Source organism: Chryseobacterium sp. PTM-20240506 (assembly GCF_048296755.1).
GTDB classification, from domain to species: domain Bacteria; phylum Bacteroidota; class Bacteroidia; order Flavobacteriales; family Weeksellaceae; genus Chryseobacterium; species Chryseobacterium proteolyticum.
Genome location: NZ_CP182581.1, coordinates 1,191,377 through 1,205,342 on the forward strand (window position 1 = coordinate 1,191,377; position 13,966 = coordinate 1,205,342).

The following is a 13,966-nucleotide window of genomic DNA, read 5'->3' on the forward strand; positions in this document are numbered from 1 at the left end:
ATGAAAGAAGTTGTTTTAATTACCGGAGCTAATGGAATGGTTGCCCGAGAGCTATCAAAAAAGATAGATCCGGAATATACGGTCCGGTTGCTGACCCGGAAAAAGACCAAAGACAATGAATACGAATGGGATATTAGTAATAGGACAATTGATGATTCGGCATTTGAAAATATCAGTCATATCATTCATCTTGCTGGAGCCAATATTTCTGAAAAAAGATGGTCGGATGACAGAAAAAAAGAGATTATTTCCAGCCGGATTGATTCTGCAAAACTTATTCTTGATACTTTAAAAAAGAAAAACATCAAGTTAAAATCTTTTATATCAGCTTCCGCCACGGGAATTTATGGAGCTTATACTTCACAGAAAATTTTCTCAGAGGAAGATGAAAAAGCCGATGATTTCCTTGGAAAGGTAGTTATGCTTTGGGAACAAGCTGCTGATGAATTTCTTAGTCAGAATGTTGCAGAAAGAGTTGTTAAAGTAAGAACATCCATCGTGCTATCTGAAAAAGACGGAGCCCTAAAAAAAATGGCAACTCCCGTGCGGCTGGGAATCGGCTCGCCCATTGGAACCGGAAAACAGTATATGCCGTGGATTCATCTGAAAGATATCATCGGAATATATGAATTTGCTCTAAAAAATCCTCAGCTAAAAGGAGCTTATAATGCTGCATCACCACAACATACAACCAACGAACAGTTTACGGAAAAAATTGCAGAAGTTTTACACAAACCTTTGTTTATGCCTAATGTTCCGGCATTTGTACTGAAGATCATTTTTGGAGAGCTTTCTGTTGCTTTACTGGAAGGCTCAAGGGTTGATTCCCAAAAAGTTCAGGATGCAGGCTATAGGTTTCAGTTTCCTGATCTGAGAGATTCGCTGGAAGATTTACTGAAGAAATAAGATCCATGGTCTTTTCTCAGAGGATACATAAAGAGAAAGTATCTGTTAATATTGAAGTATCTGATTTCATATCTAAATACCACATTATGAAAGACATCATTGTTATCAAAGCCAGACAGAATAATCTTAAAAATATCTCCTTAAAAATACCTAAGAACAAAATCACCGTTTTCACCGGAGTATCGGGATCAGGAAAATCTTCCCTGGTTTTTGAAACAATCGGGGCTGAAGCTCAGAGGCAGATCAATGAAACCCAAAATAGCTTCATCAGAAACCGCCTGCAACATTTTGGTGTTCCGAACGTAGATAAAATTGAAAATCTAAATGTTCCATTTATCATTAATCAAAAGAGATTAGGAGGTAACGCCCGTTCTACAGTGGGAACCGCAACCGATATTTATGCTTCTTTACGATTACTTTTTTCAAGAATCGGTGAGCCTTTTGTGGGATATTCCAATGTATTTTCATTTAATAATCCCCAGGGAATGTGTCCTGAATGCGAAGGTCTTGGATTTGTACAAACGGTAAATACTGAAACTCTCTTTGATAAAAATAAATCCCTAAACGAAGGTGCTATACGGTTTCCTACTTTTCAACCCGGTGGCTGGCGGCTGACCCGATATATTCATTCCGGATATTTTGACAATGATAAGAAATTAAAGGACTATACAAAAAATGAATGGGAATTATTACTGAATGCTGAAGAGCACACTCCTAAACATCCTTCAAAAGAATGGGGAAAAACGGTGAAGTATAAAGGAGTAATTCCAAGGATTGAAAACTCATTTTTAAAAAAGGACTCAAAAGAGAATATCACCAGAAAAGAAACGCTAAAAAAAGTAATCATTACTAAAGATTGCCCGGTCTGCAAAGGAAAAAGATTGAATCCAAAAGTTTTGTCCTGTAAAATTGCTGATAAAAACATTGCCGATTGTACAGCATTATCAGTGGATGAACTTCTGGTATTCATCCAGTCCATCCCCTCCAAAACCTACTCTTCCATCTTATCGGAGCTGGAAAAAAAACTTCAGAATCTCATCGATATAGGATTGCAGTATCTCACGCTGGACCGGCAGACAGATACTCTGTCCGGAGGTGAATCTCAACGGGTAAAAATGGTAAAACAGTTAGGAAACAGTCTTGTCGATCTGTTGTATATTTTTGATGAACCCAGTATTGGTCTTCATCCCAAAGATATTGATCATATTGTAGACATTATAAAGAAAATCAGAGATAAAGGAAATACAGTATTGATCGTAGAACATGATCCTGATCTTATTAAAATAGCAGACCTTGTCGTAGATATGGGACCTGCATCCGGAAAAAATGGAGGCGAGATTATGTACCAGGGAACTTTTAAGAATCTAAAAACGGCTAAAAGCAAAACCGGAATCTATTTCAGCAAAATTCCAGATTATAATAAAAATCCCCGATCAGCAAAAGGATTTATTGAAATAAAAAACGGAAGTATGTTTAATGTTAAAAATATTGACATAAAAATCCCGAAAGGAGTTATGACGGTTGTAACGGGAGTTGCAGGTTCTGGTAAAAGCACGCTGATCAATAAAATACTCCCTCTTTTTTATCCGGAATTAACCGTCATTGATCAATCTGTTTTTACGGCCACCAGCCGTTCCAACCTGCTTACTTATCTCAATCTTTCCAATACGGTCCGAAAGCTCTTTGCAGAATCAAACAATGTTTCGGATAAGCTTTTCAGCCGGAACGGAGAGGGCGCCTGTCCCAATTGTAAAGGTCTTGGAATAGAAAAAGTGGATCTCGCATTTATGGATGATATTGAGCAACCTTGCGAAGTTTGTCAGGGATCAGGATACAAGCCCGAAGTTCTTCAATATCATTATCACAAAAAAAATATTGCTGAAGTGATGGATATGACCGTTTTAGAAGCGCTAAGTTTTTTTCCCGAACAAGGATTCGGACATGAGCTTACCCTGCTGATCAAACTTGGTTTAGATTACCTTACTTTAGGCCAGCGACTCGACAGTTTTTCCGGCGGTGAAAGGCAGCGTCTAAAATTAACAAAAGAATTAAACCATACTGCCAGGGTTATAGTTCTGGATGAACCCAGCACCGGACTTCATCCTATCGACAATGAAAAGTTGCTTTTATTTTTTGAGGAGCTTGTGAATAAAGATAACACCCTTATCGTCATTGAACATAATCTGGATATTATTGCTCAGGCAGACTGGATTATTGACATTGGTCCCGGAGCCGGAAAGTTGGGTGGTAAAATTATGTTCGAAGGGACTGTAGAACATCTTTTATCCGCTTCCCAGTCTCAAACGTCTAAATATCTGAAAAAACATCTCCATGGAAAATAGTAAGATATGATCTATATCGATCGAAATCTCTCAATTTAAAGGGATTTTACAGGATTTGTTGGAAAATAAATATTAATTTAGCCCGTACATTACAGAGAAATTAAAGGTATCTGATAACCATGAATAACAGCTTAATCTTAAGGAATATATCCCGACATATATCGCTCAGCGATGATGAAGCCAATTACTTCAATTCTTTGTTACGCGAAAGGAAAGTCAGAAAAAAAGAAAGTATCCTGAAACAGCAGGAACCCTGTAAAGAAATCAGCTTTGTTCATTCGGGCCTACTGCGTGCTTTTTATCTGGATGCGACAGGTAAAGAATCCACAATTATGTTTGCCCTTCCTGATTGGTGGATCACTGATATGTATTGTTTCGTTAATGAAAAACCCGCTATGCTGAATATTGAAGCACTTGAGGATAGTATTATTTTTCAATTGAAAAAAGGAGACCTGGACAAATTGTATTCCACGGTTCCGAAATTTGAAAGATTCTTTAGAATCGTGATGCAGAATGCTTATACCAGGGAACAGCTCAGGATTATTGAGAATCTCTCCCTGTCTTCAGAAGAACGTTATAATGCCTTTATCCGGAAATATCCTGTGGCGGCAGAACGTATTACCCAAAAGCAAATCGCTTCTTATCTTGGGATCACACCCGAATTTCTAAGTATCATAAAAACCAATAAAAATAAAAAATGAATACTCTTAAACTATCTTATTTTTTTTACATGGTTTCTTTCTTTATTTTACTTAAAAATAAAAAATAATGCTAATATTAATTGCCGGACCTTACCGAAGTGGTACCCACGATGATCCAAAACTCATCAAACAAAATCTGAATAAACTAGAATCAGCAGCATTGCCCATTTTCAGGAAAGGTCATATCCCGATGATCGGTGAATGGGTGGCATTACCACTGATACACCTTGCCGGTTCAACAAAGATAGGTGATGAAGCCTGGCAGGAAATACAATATCCGATTGCCCACAGAATTCTGGAAAAATGTGATGCTGTATTACGGATAGAAGGAGCATCCAAAGGAGCTGATGAGGATGTAAGAATTGCTCAAGAAAGAGGACTGAAAATTTATTATCATATAGAAGATATTCCCTATGCAGAACAGTAAAGTGAAAATCATAAAGACTGAAATCTTATCAGATAACTGGTACACCCTGAAAAAGGTTACCTATGAAAAGATAAAAAACGACGGATCAGTAGAAATCCAAAGCAGAGAAGCTTACGACAGAGGAAACGGTGCCACAATCCTGCTTTACAATAAAAATACAAATACGGTTATTCTGACAAAGCAATTCCGATTACCTACGTTTATTAATGGAAATTCAACAGGAATGCTTATAGAAGCCTGTGCAGGGTTACTGGATGATGACAATCCTGAAGATTGTATCAGAAGAGAAACCGAAGAAGAAACAGGCTACCAGATTTCGAGGGTAGAAAAAGTTTTTGAATCTTATATGTCTCCGGGGTCAGTAACTGAAATTCTTCATTTTTTCATTGCGGAATATTCTAAAGAAATGAAAATAGCAGATGGTGGTGGCCTTGAAGAAGAAGGTGAAGATATTGAAGTGCTGGAGTTATCTTTCGGTGAAGCATTGCAAATGATCGATAACGGGGAGATCAAAGATGCAAAAACAATCATGCTCCTTCAATATCTTCGTGTAAAAAATATTTTGTAGCATCATCTTTGCTGCTAAAAAACTAATATCATAAAAACTGAATTTAAAATAAAATAAGTATTTTTCATTCCTGGTTTCTTAGCCTTAGAATTTCCCGAAAAGGATGTGAGAAGTACACTTAAAATTTAAAAATATGAAACGGAAATTTTCATTAATTATCTTATTATCATTATCATTAGCTGCCTTTGGTCAAAAAAAGGAAAGTGTAAGCATTAAGGAAAAAGCACTTACCGAGCAGTTCAAAAATGATTATAAAAAGAAGACTTATAACAAATTTGAAGGAAAGATCGTTGTGAAAGATAATCAGATACAATTTGATGATAAAACCATTTTCTATGATAAATCGGATAAACTAACAAGTTTAATTTTACGGGAAGGACTTATCTATCCGCAACTCCTGACCGATTATCAAATGGAAAAATTCATAGAGGAAAGTACCGACAAAACCCAGAAAAGATTTCTGCGTCTTCAGAAAAATCCCCGTGCCGGTTTCGATGTCAATAATGTAAAATTAAGCAATACCATAGAACTAACGTTCCTCGAATCCAGCCTGAAGGCCAAAAGATTCAGAGTGACCTGCAAGGATAGTAAACTGGGCAATTTAATTCAATATCTTTTTGAACTGACGAATAAAAATGCAGATAAAGAAACTTCTATGGAAGAGTTTGTTAAAAATTCAACTTTGACCTACCTGCAGCAGCAGAGGCTAGATTAGAAGATCTTTAATTATAGCAGTGTCAGATGATTTTAAAAATTTCAAGCATCAAACAGCTTAATATAATTTTCTTATTATTTTCAATTTATCAGATAATTGCACTAGTGTCGCTTTTTGGATGCTACCCTTCAGATATATTTTACTGTCAATATTCTATTTATGGTTTGATGATAACATATCCCATTTCAGTTGTTAGCTTTATGATTAGATTTGCTGCTAGGGATTCAGAAATAATAGTCATTATTATTCAATCATTTATTTTTTTGGTCTCTGCTTTGATTTACATATTGTTAAAACGTAAAATTCAACAATCCAGTAAGGCAAGATGACATTGCTCTTGAAAATTATTATGAGAAATTCACCATAGATTATAATCAACATAAATGTTAAAAAAAACATCAACATCCCAAATAGTATTTTTTAGTGTTTTTCTAATCATTTTCTTTGTACATAATTTTGTATTACAACCGATGATCAGAGAGACCTACTTATCTTCTGATCTCAAAAATTTTGAAGAAAGCTCCTGGAAATATACAGTGATTGTATTTTTCGCTCTTTTGTCCCTAATGTTTTTCTTAACAATTAAATCAAAAATAAAAGATCTTTCAAACTTACCCATTGCTATTTTTGTTTTAGGACTCAGTTGTTTCGCAGGATTACATCGTCCAATAAATGATCTTTTACTTTACATCAATATGAAAGTAGAGAAAGGAAGAAATTCAAAAGAATATAAAGTTGTTAATCATCAAGATTATAAGACCTTTTGGTTGAATGGTAAAACCTCAATACATGATAATAATGATTTGAATAAAGTAAATACATTCAGGCTGAAAAAAAATTTAAAACCCATTTTTGAAATGAATACCAATGATACAGTCCTTGTTCCATTGAGAAGGGGTCTGATCAATATTGATTATCTTTATTAATATTTCAAACACAGCATAAAAAATATGCAGTGTTTACATTAAAAACAATACCATGGAAATTCAAAACATTGATCATATCGTTCTAACGGTAGCTGATATCGAAAAAACCATCTCTTTTTATACAAACATCCTGGGATTTGAAGCGGTCTCATTCGGAGATAACCGGAAAGCGCTTGCTTTTGGAAACCAAAAAATCAACCTGCATCAGAAAGGCAATGAATTTGAGCCAAAGGCACTACATGCCACTCCCGGTTCTGCAGATCTGTGCTTTATTGCCACAACAGATGTACATGATATTTTAAAAGAACTTAAAGAAAAAAACATCGAAATCATCGAGGGTATTGTTATCAGAACCGGAGCAATAGGCAAAATAAGGTCCGTCTACTTCCGGGATCCTGATCAGAACCTGATTGAAGTGAGTAATTATATTTAAAATCTTCTTGAGCATGTCCCCAGATAAAAACGCCTTGGCTAAAATCCTTAGTAATTTCGAACAGGAAGAATTGCCCAGCAAAACCTTGCTAACGGAAGAAGGTAAGATGGCGCGTAAATTTTACTATCTCAAAAAAGGAGTTGCCAGAGGTTGGCTTAATAATGACGGTAAGGAAATTACATTTCAGTTTTTGTTTGAAGGAAACTTTATTTCGTCGTGGGAAAGTCTGTTTTATAATTCTCCAAGTATTTATAATATCGAAACGATAGAACCCTGTACTGTATATAGCACTTCTATTGAGGATTTCAGACAAATAATTGAAAATAATCCGGACAGCAAGGAACTTTATTACAGCTATCTACAGGAACGCTTACTTAAATATCAGAAGCTCTTTATTTCCCGTATAAAAGATTCTGCAGAGGAAAGATATAATGAGCTTATAAAGCAATCCCCCGAGATTTTCCGCCGGGTTCCTCAGTATTATATTGCATCTTATCTTGGTATCACTTCTGTATCATTAAGCAGGATCAGAGGAAAAAAAATCTAGTAAGAGATCTGCTCTATATAGTAACTCCATGGTTATTCTTCACTTCTGCCATTACAAAAGTACTGTGTGTGCTTCCTATCGAGTCGACGGAACCTAATTTATTAAATACAAAATCCTGGTAGTGTTTCATATCGCGTACCTGAACTTTGAGAAGGAAATCAAAATCACCCGAAATATTATAGCATTCCGCCACTTCGTCTATCAGTGTAATTTCCTGTACAAACTCATTTCCCACAGACCTGTCGTGGATCTTTAATTTAACCTGACAGAAAACTGTAAAACCACGATTCAGTTTCTCAGCTTCCAGGACAGCCGCATAATGTTTGATATAACCCTCCTGCTCCAACCTTTTAACACGCTCAAAAACAGGAGATGGAGAAAGATTAATTTCCTTTGCCAATTCTTTAACGGTCAATTTTGCATTTTTTTGAAGTATTCTCAACAATTGAAGGTCTTTATCGTCTAGTCTTTCCACAGGATAATATTCTTTTTTCGATTTATATTTTCAAATTTACAGAATAAATAACTCACAAATTCAATTCAAACAAAATAATATCCTTAATTTTTACATTTACACCAATTAAACATCTTAAATTAATACCTTTACAACCTATTTTGTTCTTTAACATACTTCATCAAACGGAAAAGGTTTTACTTAAGGTAGATTAATAGGGAATCGTGTGGAAATCACGAGCTGTCGCGCAACTGTAAGTAACACAACAGAGGTTTTTGTCCCTGAATATCCACTGCTACAAGCGGGAAGGATGACAAAAACTGTTACAAGTCAGGAGACCTGCCTATTCCGAATTGACAATGCTTTCGCGGTCTGAAGCTTTTGGTCATACAGATGATACTTTTGAACGTATTGAATTGGGTTTTAAACTCAGAATTTATTTGAGTTTAAACGTAATGTTTTTTATGAAAATTAATTTCAGGCTACCCAACAAACTATCCCTCACTGGAAAAATTACGTCTATATTGTATCTTCTCTATTGCTAAAAACTATTTCCCGATTGCGTCATGAAGCATTATAAGAACTTTTAAAACCAAAATTTAATTAAAAGTTTAAAGAAAATGCAAACACACATCCTTGGCTATCCGCGAATCGGTAGCAACAGAGAACTTAAAAAAGCCTGCGAACTATATTGGGCAGGTAAAACATCGTTACAGGAACTTTTAGAGGCAGGAAAAAAGATCAGAAAGCAAAACTGGGAACTACAACAAGAAGCAGGAATTGATCTGATTCCATCCAATGACTTTTCTTTTTATGATCAGGTATTGGACATGACATTATCTGTTGGAGCTATTCCTTCCCGTTATCAGGATATTACATCAAATGAGCTAGATCTTTACTTTGCTATGGCCAGAGGTTATCAAAAAGACGGGCACGATATTACAGCCATGGAAATGACAAAATGGTTTGATACCAATTATCATTATATCGTTCCAGAATTCCAAAAAGATCAGCAATTCAAATTATTCTCCCATAAAATCGTCAATGAGTTTATTGAAGCGAAGGAAGCAGGAATTCATACAAAGCCTGTTATCCTTGGATTGGTAACCTATTTATTATTAGGAAAAGAAAAAGAAGAAGGTTTTGATAAATTGGATTTAGCACAAAATCTGCTTCCGGTTTACGTCGAGATCTTAAAAGAGCTTGAAAACAACGGAGCAGAATGGATCCAGCTGGATGAGCCGTTTTTAGCACTAGACCTTGATCAGAAAGCAAAAGAAGTTTACCAGAACATTTATGCTGAAATTGCCAAACAGTTTCCGAACCTTAAATTCATTGTGACAACCTATTTTGATGGGTTAAAAGATAACCTTTCATTGGCCACTACTCTACCTGTTGATGCACTACACATTGATCTGGTAAGAGCCTCGGAACAATTGGATGAGGTCATCAATGCAATTCCTGAAACATTGATCCTCTCATTAGGAGTCGTAGACGGAAGAAATATCTGGAAAAACGATTTCAATCAGTCTCTGGTTTTCATCAAAAAAGCTATTGCTGCATTAGGTTCTGAAAGAGTTTTCATTGCACCGTCATGTTCATTACTTCATTCTCCTTTCGATCTTGACCTGGAGAAAAATGAAAATATACTATCTCCGGAGATCAAACAATGGATGGCTTTCGCCAGGCAAAAAGTTTATGAAATTGTTACCTTAAAAAAATTAGCTTCAGAAAACCCGGATTACAATACTTTACAGGAATTAGCTGAAAATAAAAAAGCTATTGAAAACCGAAAAGTTTCAACACTAATTCACAATCAGGATGTGAAAAACCGTGTTGCTGTAACTACAGAAAGTGACGCACAGAGAAACAGTCCTTTTAATGTGAGAAAAGAAGCACAGCAGAAAGCATTGGAGCTTCCTTTATTTCCAACAACAACAATTGGGTCTTTTCCTCAAACCAAAGAAGTAAGAAGCTGGAGAGCTCAATTCAAGAAAGGAGACCTGACCGCCCAGAAATATGATCAGCTGCTTAAAGAAGAAACACAGAGAACCATCCAATGGCAAGAGGAAATCGGAATTGATGTATTGGTACATGGAGAATTTGAACGCAACGATATGGTCGAGTATTTTGGGGAACAGCTCGCAGGATTTGCATTTACTCAAAACGGATGGGTTCAAAGCTACGGAAGCCGCTGTGTAAAACCGCCGGTTATTTATGGAGATGTTCACAGGCCTCAGCCAATGACGGTTTACTGGTCGAAATATGCCCAGTCATTAACTCAAAAATGGGTAAAAGGAATGTTGACCGGCCCCGTAACCATTCTTCAATGGTCATTTGTACGTGATGATCAGCCTCGTTCTACCACCTGTAAGCAGATTGCTTTGGCAATCCGTGATGAAGTAAACGATCTTGAAAAAGCAGGAATCAGAATTATCCAGATCGATGAACCGGCTATCAGAGAAGGTCTTCCTTTGCGTAAGGTAGAATGGCAAAATTACCTTCAATGGGCTGTAGAAGCTTTCAGAATCTCCGCAAGCGGTGTCGAGGATGCTACACAGATCCACACGCATATGTGTTATTCAGAGTTTAATGACATTATCCATAATATCGCCGATATGGATGCCGATGTCATCACGATAGAATGCTCAAGAAGCCAAATGGAGTTATTAAATGCTTTCGCAGACTTTAAATATCCAAACGAGATCGGCCCCGGAGTGTATGACATTCACTCTCCAAGAGTTCCATCAAAAGAGGAAATGATTGCATTGCTGAAAAAAGCACAAGCCGTAATCCCTGCAGAACAGCTTTGGGTAAATCCGGATTGCGGATTGAAAACCCGTCATTGGGAGGAAACAGAAAAAGCATTGATCGCTATGGTAGCAGCTTCGAAAGAATTGGCTGCAGCTTATTCGACTGAGAAAGTTTAATAGAACTGATCATTATTTTTTTATTTTGAGGCAGGGGTGAAAGCTCCTGCTTTTTTTTGTGGTTGGTAACAATTTGCTAAACAATTAAATTTTCTTATTTTAGATTTAAACTAATATTTATAAAATCAAACATGAAGTATATTTCTCCTAAGAATTGGACTGACCTAGCAAATCAACAAGGTCTTTTATTTTTTGCTCAAATTTTAAATGAATCATTATTTGACTACACGTTAGACACTTATAAGCCAAAAGCTTTAAATATACGATTATTATGCATTGAAACAATTACTACAATTGATGACGTTAAAGAAGGCTTAATAAAAAAGCCTAATATTGAGCACGTGGTAGATGAACTGTTATGGAGTTTAAATAGTGATTTTTTAGCTAAAAAAATTTTAAATAATCAATTAAATGAAATCATAAAAGAAATCAATTTAAAAAAAAATTCACTTTCTGAATTGAGGCAAATAATAATTCTATTATATCATTATTTTGACAATCATAAATATCTTAATGAGATTAAAAGTACATTAAAAATTTTAATTCCAGTGGGAATAGAGAAAGAAAAAATTTATTCATTAACAAAATTATTGATTACAGAATTAATAAATTACGGTTATTCTCCTGAATATATCTATTACATAACCAATAAATTCTTTTTTAACTATTCAACTACTATTACAATAAACAATCCTGACATTTTTTTCAATTTCTTTGATTTTAAAAAAAAGAACTATTCTATTATTTATAAAGTAAATAAATTGTTTAAAGAATTCGATGATGTGGCGGAAGTTTTAGGTTTCAAAATTCAAACAACATATAAAAACAATAAATTAAAAGGTCAAGAACTAAACTTCATAAATTCAAAATTAAAAACTCAATATTTTGTAGTTTTTAACATACAAGCTATTGATGATAAAGAGGCCAGAACTGAATCAGAGCATGTAATCTTAAAGCTAGGAAATATGTTTTCGTTCTATCATCATAAAGAAGCTCCCGAAATTTCTGAACTTGCGATTGTTATTAATAAAACAGATAAATATTCCATTTTAATGGATAAACCTACAAAATCTATTATAAAAAAATCTGATGTCAATCCCTTCATAGCAACTCAAAAAGTTAAAAATATTTTTGAAGATTTAAATTTACTTGATAAAACCATTCACCGTCTTACAAGAGTTATAGACTTACATAGTATTGCTCTATCATCAAAAGAAATAGAAAACAAATTACTAAGCTTATGGACAGCAGTAGAAACTTTAATACCAAAAGATATTGAATGTGGTAAGGATAGAATTATTCAAATTATCGATGCAATTATCCCTTTTCAAATCTATGGCTATATAAAAAAACTATTAGATCAAGCTGGAAATGATTTCAAACATTTTGACAGAAGAAAATCAATTCAAACTATTCGTTCAGTTGTTAAAAATGATGAAACCAATAAATTTGAAATTTTAGCTGCTTTTATAATGACGAAAGAGAATGCAACAATACGGGAAACTGCAAAAAACTCAATTCAAAATAATCCTTTACTTCAATATCGTTTATTTTCACTAAATAAAACTTTAAACAATAGTAAAAGTATATTAAAACTATTGGAAGATCATAAACTTAAAGTTGAATGGCAAATCCGTCGCATTTATAGGGTAAGAAATTTAATTGTACATTCTGGTAAAAAACCATCCTATGTCAATTTATTAGTAGAACATTTACATAATTATTTTGATGATATGTTAAATTACATAATAGATAAGGGTATAAGCGAAAAGCGAATTACAACAATTAACGAGGCCATATTAGATTGTCAATTAAAAAATAAAACAATGTTGGAAAAAATTAAGCTATTAAAAGATTCTGATATTGATTTAACGAATTATAAAATTGTAAATGATCTATAAACTAAATAAAGTATTTTATTTCTATATGATTCTTATAATCAATTAAAAATAGACAAAGAAAATTTACAAAATAAAAAAAGCATTATCATGTCATGCTTTTTTGTTTATATAATATTATCATGAATAATTCCTGCAAAATTATTCATTTATTCTTTCACCTCCTTCTTTTCTACAGTAATTGGATACATCAGTAGCAATCACATCTGCAATTTGTTGTTGAGTATATCCTTTTTTCTTCCTTAGTAATTTTTCTTTTTGCATAATCTGCTTTTTTACAAATATAAAAAAAATAAGACTTTGTTTCTTTAAATGCTTCTAAGGTATAGGCAAAAACTAATTTACTCCTCATTGTATTCCATCTTCCTACACCAGAAATCATATCCAAATAAATTAATAATGAATAAGTTATGATTTTCTGGAATTAATTACCTAATTTTGCACCCCGAAAAAAGGACCATATAACGGAATATAAAATAGTATTGTACGAATTCATACTTATGGATATAACAATTACATAGAATCCTTAGAATCAATAAAATATATAGATATGAAAAGAGTTGGTGAACATAGAAAGCTTCTTGGGGTAGATAAAACAGTCACATTACAGGAGTTAAAAACCATTTACAGGAATACGATGAAAGATTCTCATCCTGATAAATTTATCGATGATGAAGCCGGAAAACTGGAAGCGGAAGAAAAAAGCAAATCTGTAATTGAAGCTTACCACTTTTTGGTGAGCATTAACCCGGAAACACAGGAAAAGTATAAGGAGGAATATGTAGAAACAACTACAAAATCTAATATTCACGATTTCTATTTTGAAAAACAGGTTCTTAAGATCCAGCATTTAAACGGAATGATGTATGAATACCTGGGAGTACCTAGAAACACCTATATCAAAATGGTAAATGCTGATTCACCAAGCCGTTTTGCAAGAAGACACATTTACGGAAACTTCATCTACAGAAAATCCGGTGAGGCCATGGCAGATTAATTTTTTGTATAAAATAAAAGCGAAGGCTTTCAGTTTATTCTGGAAGCCTTTTTATTGTGGAGAATAGAGTTTAAAATTTTGTTGGCAGCACAGGGAACAATCAAAAAAGCGTATCAAAAATG

14 protein-coding genes and 1 riboswitch are annotated in these 13,966 nt (G+C 34.2%); of the genes, 12 read left to right on the forward strand and 2 right to left on the reverse strand.

The window, feature by feature from the left end:
* The 9 genes from ACNFU2_RS05220 to ACNFU2_RS05260 all read left to right on the forward strand — a co-directional run bounded on the left by ACNFU2_RS05220 (window position 1) and on the right by ACNFU2_RS05260 (window position 7,565).
* Complete coding sequence (locus ACNFU2_RS05220; protein WP_418124013.1) at window positions 1-906, forward strand: TIGR01777 family oxidoreductase; 906 nt, start codon at window positions 1-3, stop codon at window positions 904-906.
* A gap of 86 nt (window positions 907-992) precedes the next feature.
* On the forward strand, window positions 993-3,248 hold the full coding sequence (locus tag ACNFU2_RS05225; protein WP_418124015.1) for an ATP-binding cassette domain-containing protein: 2,256 nt from the start codon (window positions 993-995) through the stop codon (window positions 3,246-3,248).
* A 119-nt stretch (window positions 3,249-3,367) separates the two neighbouring features.
* On the forward strand, window positions 3,368-3,949 hold the full coding sequence (locus ACNFU2_RS05230; RefSeq protein WP_418124017.1) for a Crp/Fnr family transcriptional regulator: 582 nt from the start codon (window positions 3,368-3,370) through the stop codon (window positions 3,947-3,949).
* A 67-nt stretch (window positions 3,950-4,016) separates the two neighbouring features.
* Window positions 4,017-4,376: a DUF4406 domain-containing protein gene (locus tag ACNFU2_RS05235; RefSeq protein WP_273648222.1), complete on the forward strand. Its 360-nt coding sequence runs from the start codon at window positions 4,017-4,019 to the stop codon at window positions 4,374-4,376.
* Complete coding sequence (gene nudK / locus ACNFU2_RS05240; protein ID WP_345988003.1) at window positions 4,363-4,944, forward strand: GDP-mannose pyrophosphatase NudK; 582 nt, start codon at window positions 4,363-4,365, stop codon at window positions 4,942-4,944. Before ACNFU2_RS05235 ends, nudK begins: the two co-directional genes overlap by 14 nt.
* 133 nt (window positions 4,945-5,077) lie before the next feature.
* Window positions 5,078-5,659 carry a hypothetical protein gene (locus ACNFU2_RS05245; protein ID WP_418124019.1) on the forward strand — a complete coding sequence of 194 codons (582 nt, stop codon included), beginning with the start codon at window positions 5,078-5,080 and terminating at the stop codon, window positions 5,657-5,659.
* Between the two features lie 383 nt (window positions 5,660-6,042).
* Window positions 6,043-6,585: a hypothetical protein gene (locus tag ACNFU2_RS05250; RefSeq protein WP_418124021.1), complete on the forward strand. Its 543-nt coding sequence runs from the start codon at window positions 6,043-6,045 to the stop codon at window positions 6,583-6,585.
* A gap of 52 nt (window positions 6,586-6,637) precedes the next feature.
* Complete coding sequence (locus ACNFU2_RS05255) at window positions 6,638-7,018, forward strand: VOC family protein (RefSeq protein WP_418124023.1); 381 nt, start codon at window positions 6,638-6,640, stop codon at window positions 7,016-7,018.
* 13 nt (window positions 7,019-7,031) lie between these two features.
* The gene (locus ACNFU2_RS05260) at window positions 7,032-7,565 is read left to right on the forward strand and encodes a Crp/Fnr family transcriptional regulator (RefSeq protein ID WP_172278607.1); all 534 of its coding nucleotides are present in this window, start codon (window positions 7,032-7,034) and stop codon (window positions 7,563-7,565) included.
* A 13-nt stretch (window positions 7,566-7,578) separates the two neighbouring features.
* Here ACNFU2_RS05260 and ACNFU2_RS05265 read toward each other — a convergent pair whose 3' ends face one another.
* Window positions 7,579-8,040, reverse strand: coding sequence for an Lrp/AsnC family transcriptional regulator (locus ACNFU2_RS05265; protein ID WP_172278609.1), 462 nt, complete (start codon window positions 8,038-8,040; stop codon window positions 7,579-7,581).
* Window positions 8,041-8,194: 154 nt separating this feature from the next.
* A riboswitch (cobalamin riboswitch) is annotated at window positions 8,195-8,381 on the forward strand.
* 258 nt (window positions 8,382-8,639) lie between these two features.
* Here ACNFU2_RS05265 and metE point away from each other — a divergent pair.
* Window positions 8,640-10,949, forward strand: a complete 2,310-nt coding sequence (gene metE / locus ACNFU2_RS05270) for a 5-methyltetrahydropteroyltriglutamate--homocysteine S-methyltransferase (protein WP_418124025.1) — start codon at window positions 8,640-8,642, stop codon at window positions 10,947-10,949.
* Between the two features lie 131 nt (window positions 10,950-11,080).
* On the forward strand, window positions 11,081-12,850 hold the full coding sequence (locus tag ACNFU2_RS05275; protein WP_418124027.1) for a hypothetical protein: 1,770 nt from the start codon (window positions 11,081-11,083) through the stop codon (window positions 12,848-12,850).
* Window positions 12,851-12,988: 138 nt separating this feature from the next.
* Here ACNFU2_RS05275 and ACNFU2_RS05280 read toward each other — a convergent pair whose 3' ends face one another.
* Window positions 12,989-13,111 (reverse strand): hypothetical protein, encoded by a 123-nt coding sequence (locus tag ACNFU2_RS05280; protein WP_418124029.1) that lies wholly within the window; start codon window positions 13,109-13,111, stop codon window positions 12,989-12,991.
* A 286-nt stretch (window positions 13,112-13,397) separates the two neighbouring features.
* On the opposite strand from ACNFU2_RS05280, the gene ACNFU2_RS05285 reads away from it, so the two are divergent.
* Window positions 13,398-13,844 carry a KTSC domain-containing protein gene (locus tag ACNFU2_RS05285; RefSeq protein WP_418124031.1) on the forward strand — a complete coding sequence of 149 codons (447 nt, stop codon included), beginning with the start codon at window positions 13,398-13,400 and terminating at the stop codon, window positions 13,842-13,844.
* Window positions 13,845-13,966: the final 122 nt, after the last annotated feature.

Coding starts and splice junctions, on each gene's coding strand:
- ACNFU2_RS05220 (WP_418124013.1), top strand. CDS start 1: ATGAAAGAAGTTGTTTTAATTACCGGAGCTAATGGAATGGTTGCCCGA.
- ACNFU2_RS05225 (WP_418124015.1), top strand. CDS start 993: ATGAAAGACATCATTGTTATCAAAGCCAGACAGAATAATCTTAAAAAT.
- ACNFU2_RS05230 (WP_418124017.1), top strand. CDS start 3,368: ATGAATAACAGCTTAATCTTAAGGAATATATCCCGACATATATCGCTC.
- ACNFU2_RS05235 (WP_273648222.1), top strand. CDS start 4,017: ATGCTAATATTAATTGCCGGACCTTACCGAAGTGGTACCCACGATGAT.
- nudK (WP_345988003.1), top strand. CDS start 4,363: ATGCAGAACAGTAAAGTGAAAATCATAAAGACTGAAATCTTATCAGAT.
- ACNFU2_RS05245 (WP_418124019.1), top strand. CDS start 5,078: ATGAAACGGAAATTTTCATTAATTATCTTATTATCATTATCATTAGCT.
- ACNFU2_RS05250 (WP_418124021.1), top strand. CDS start 6,043: ATGTTAAAAAAAACATCAACATCCCAAATAGTATTTTTTAGTGTTTTT.
- ACNFU2_RS05255 (WP_418124023.1), top strand. CDS start 6,638: ATGGAAATTCAAAACATTGATCATATCGTTCTAACGGTAGCTGATATC.
- ACNFU2_RS05260 (WP_172278607.1), top strand. CDS start 7,032: ATGTCCCCAGATAAAAACGCCTTGGCTAAAATCCTTAGTAATTTCGAA.
- metE (WP_418124025.1), top strand. CDS start 8,640: ATGCAAACACACATCCTTGGCTATCCGCGAATCGGTAGCAACAGAGAA.
- ACNFU2_RS05275 (WP_418124027.1), top strand. CDS start 11,081: ATGAAGTATATTTCTCCTAAGAATTGGACTGACCTAGCAAATCAACAA.
- ACNFU2_RS05280 (WP_418124029.1), bottom strand. CDS start 13,111: ATGCAAAAAGAAAAATTACTAAGGAAGAAAAAAGGATATACTCAACAA.
- ACNFU2_RS05285 (WP_418124031.1), top strand. CDS start 13,398: ATGAAAAGAGTTGGTGAACATAGAAAGCTTCTTGGGGTAGATAAAACA.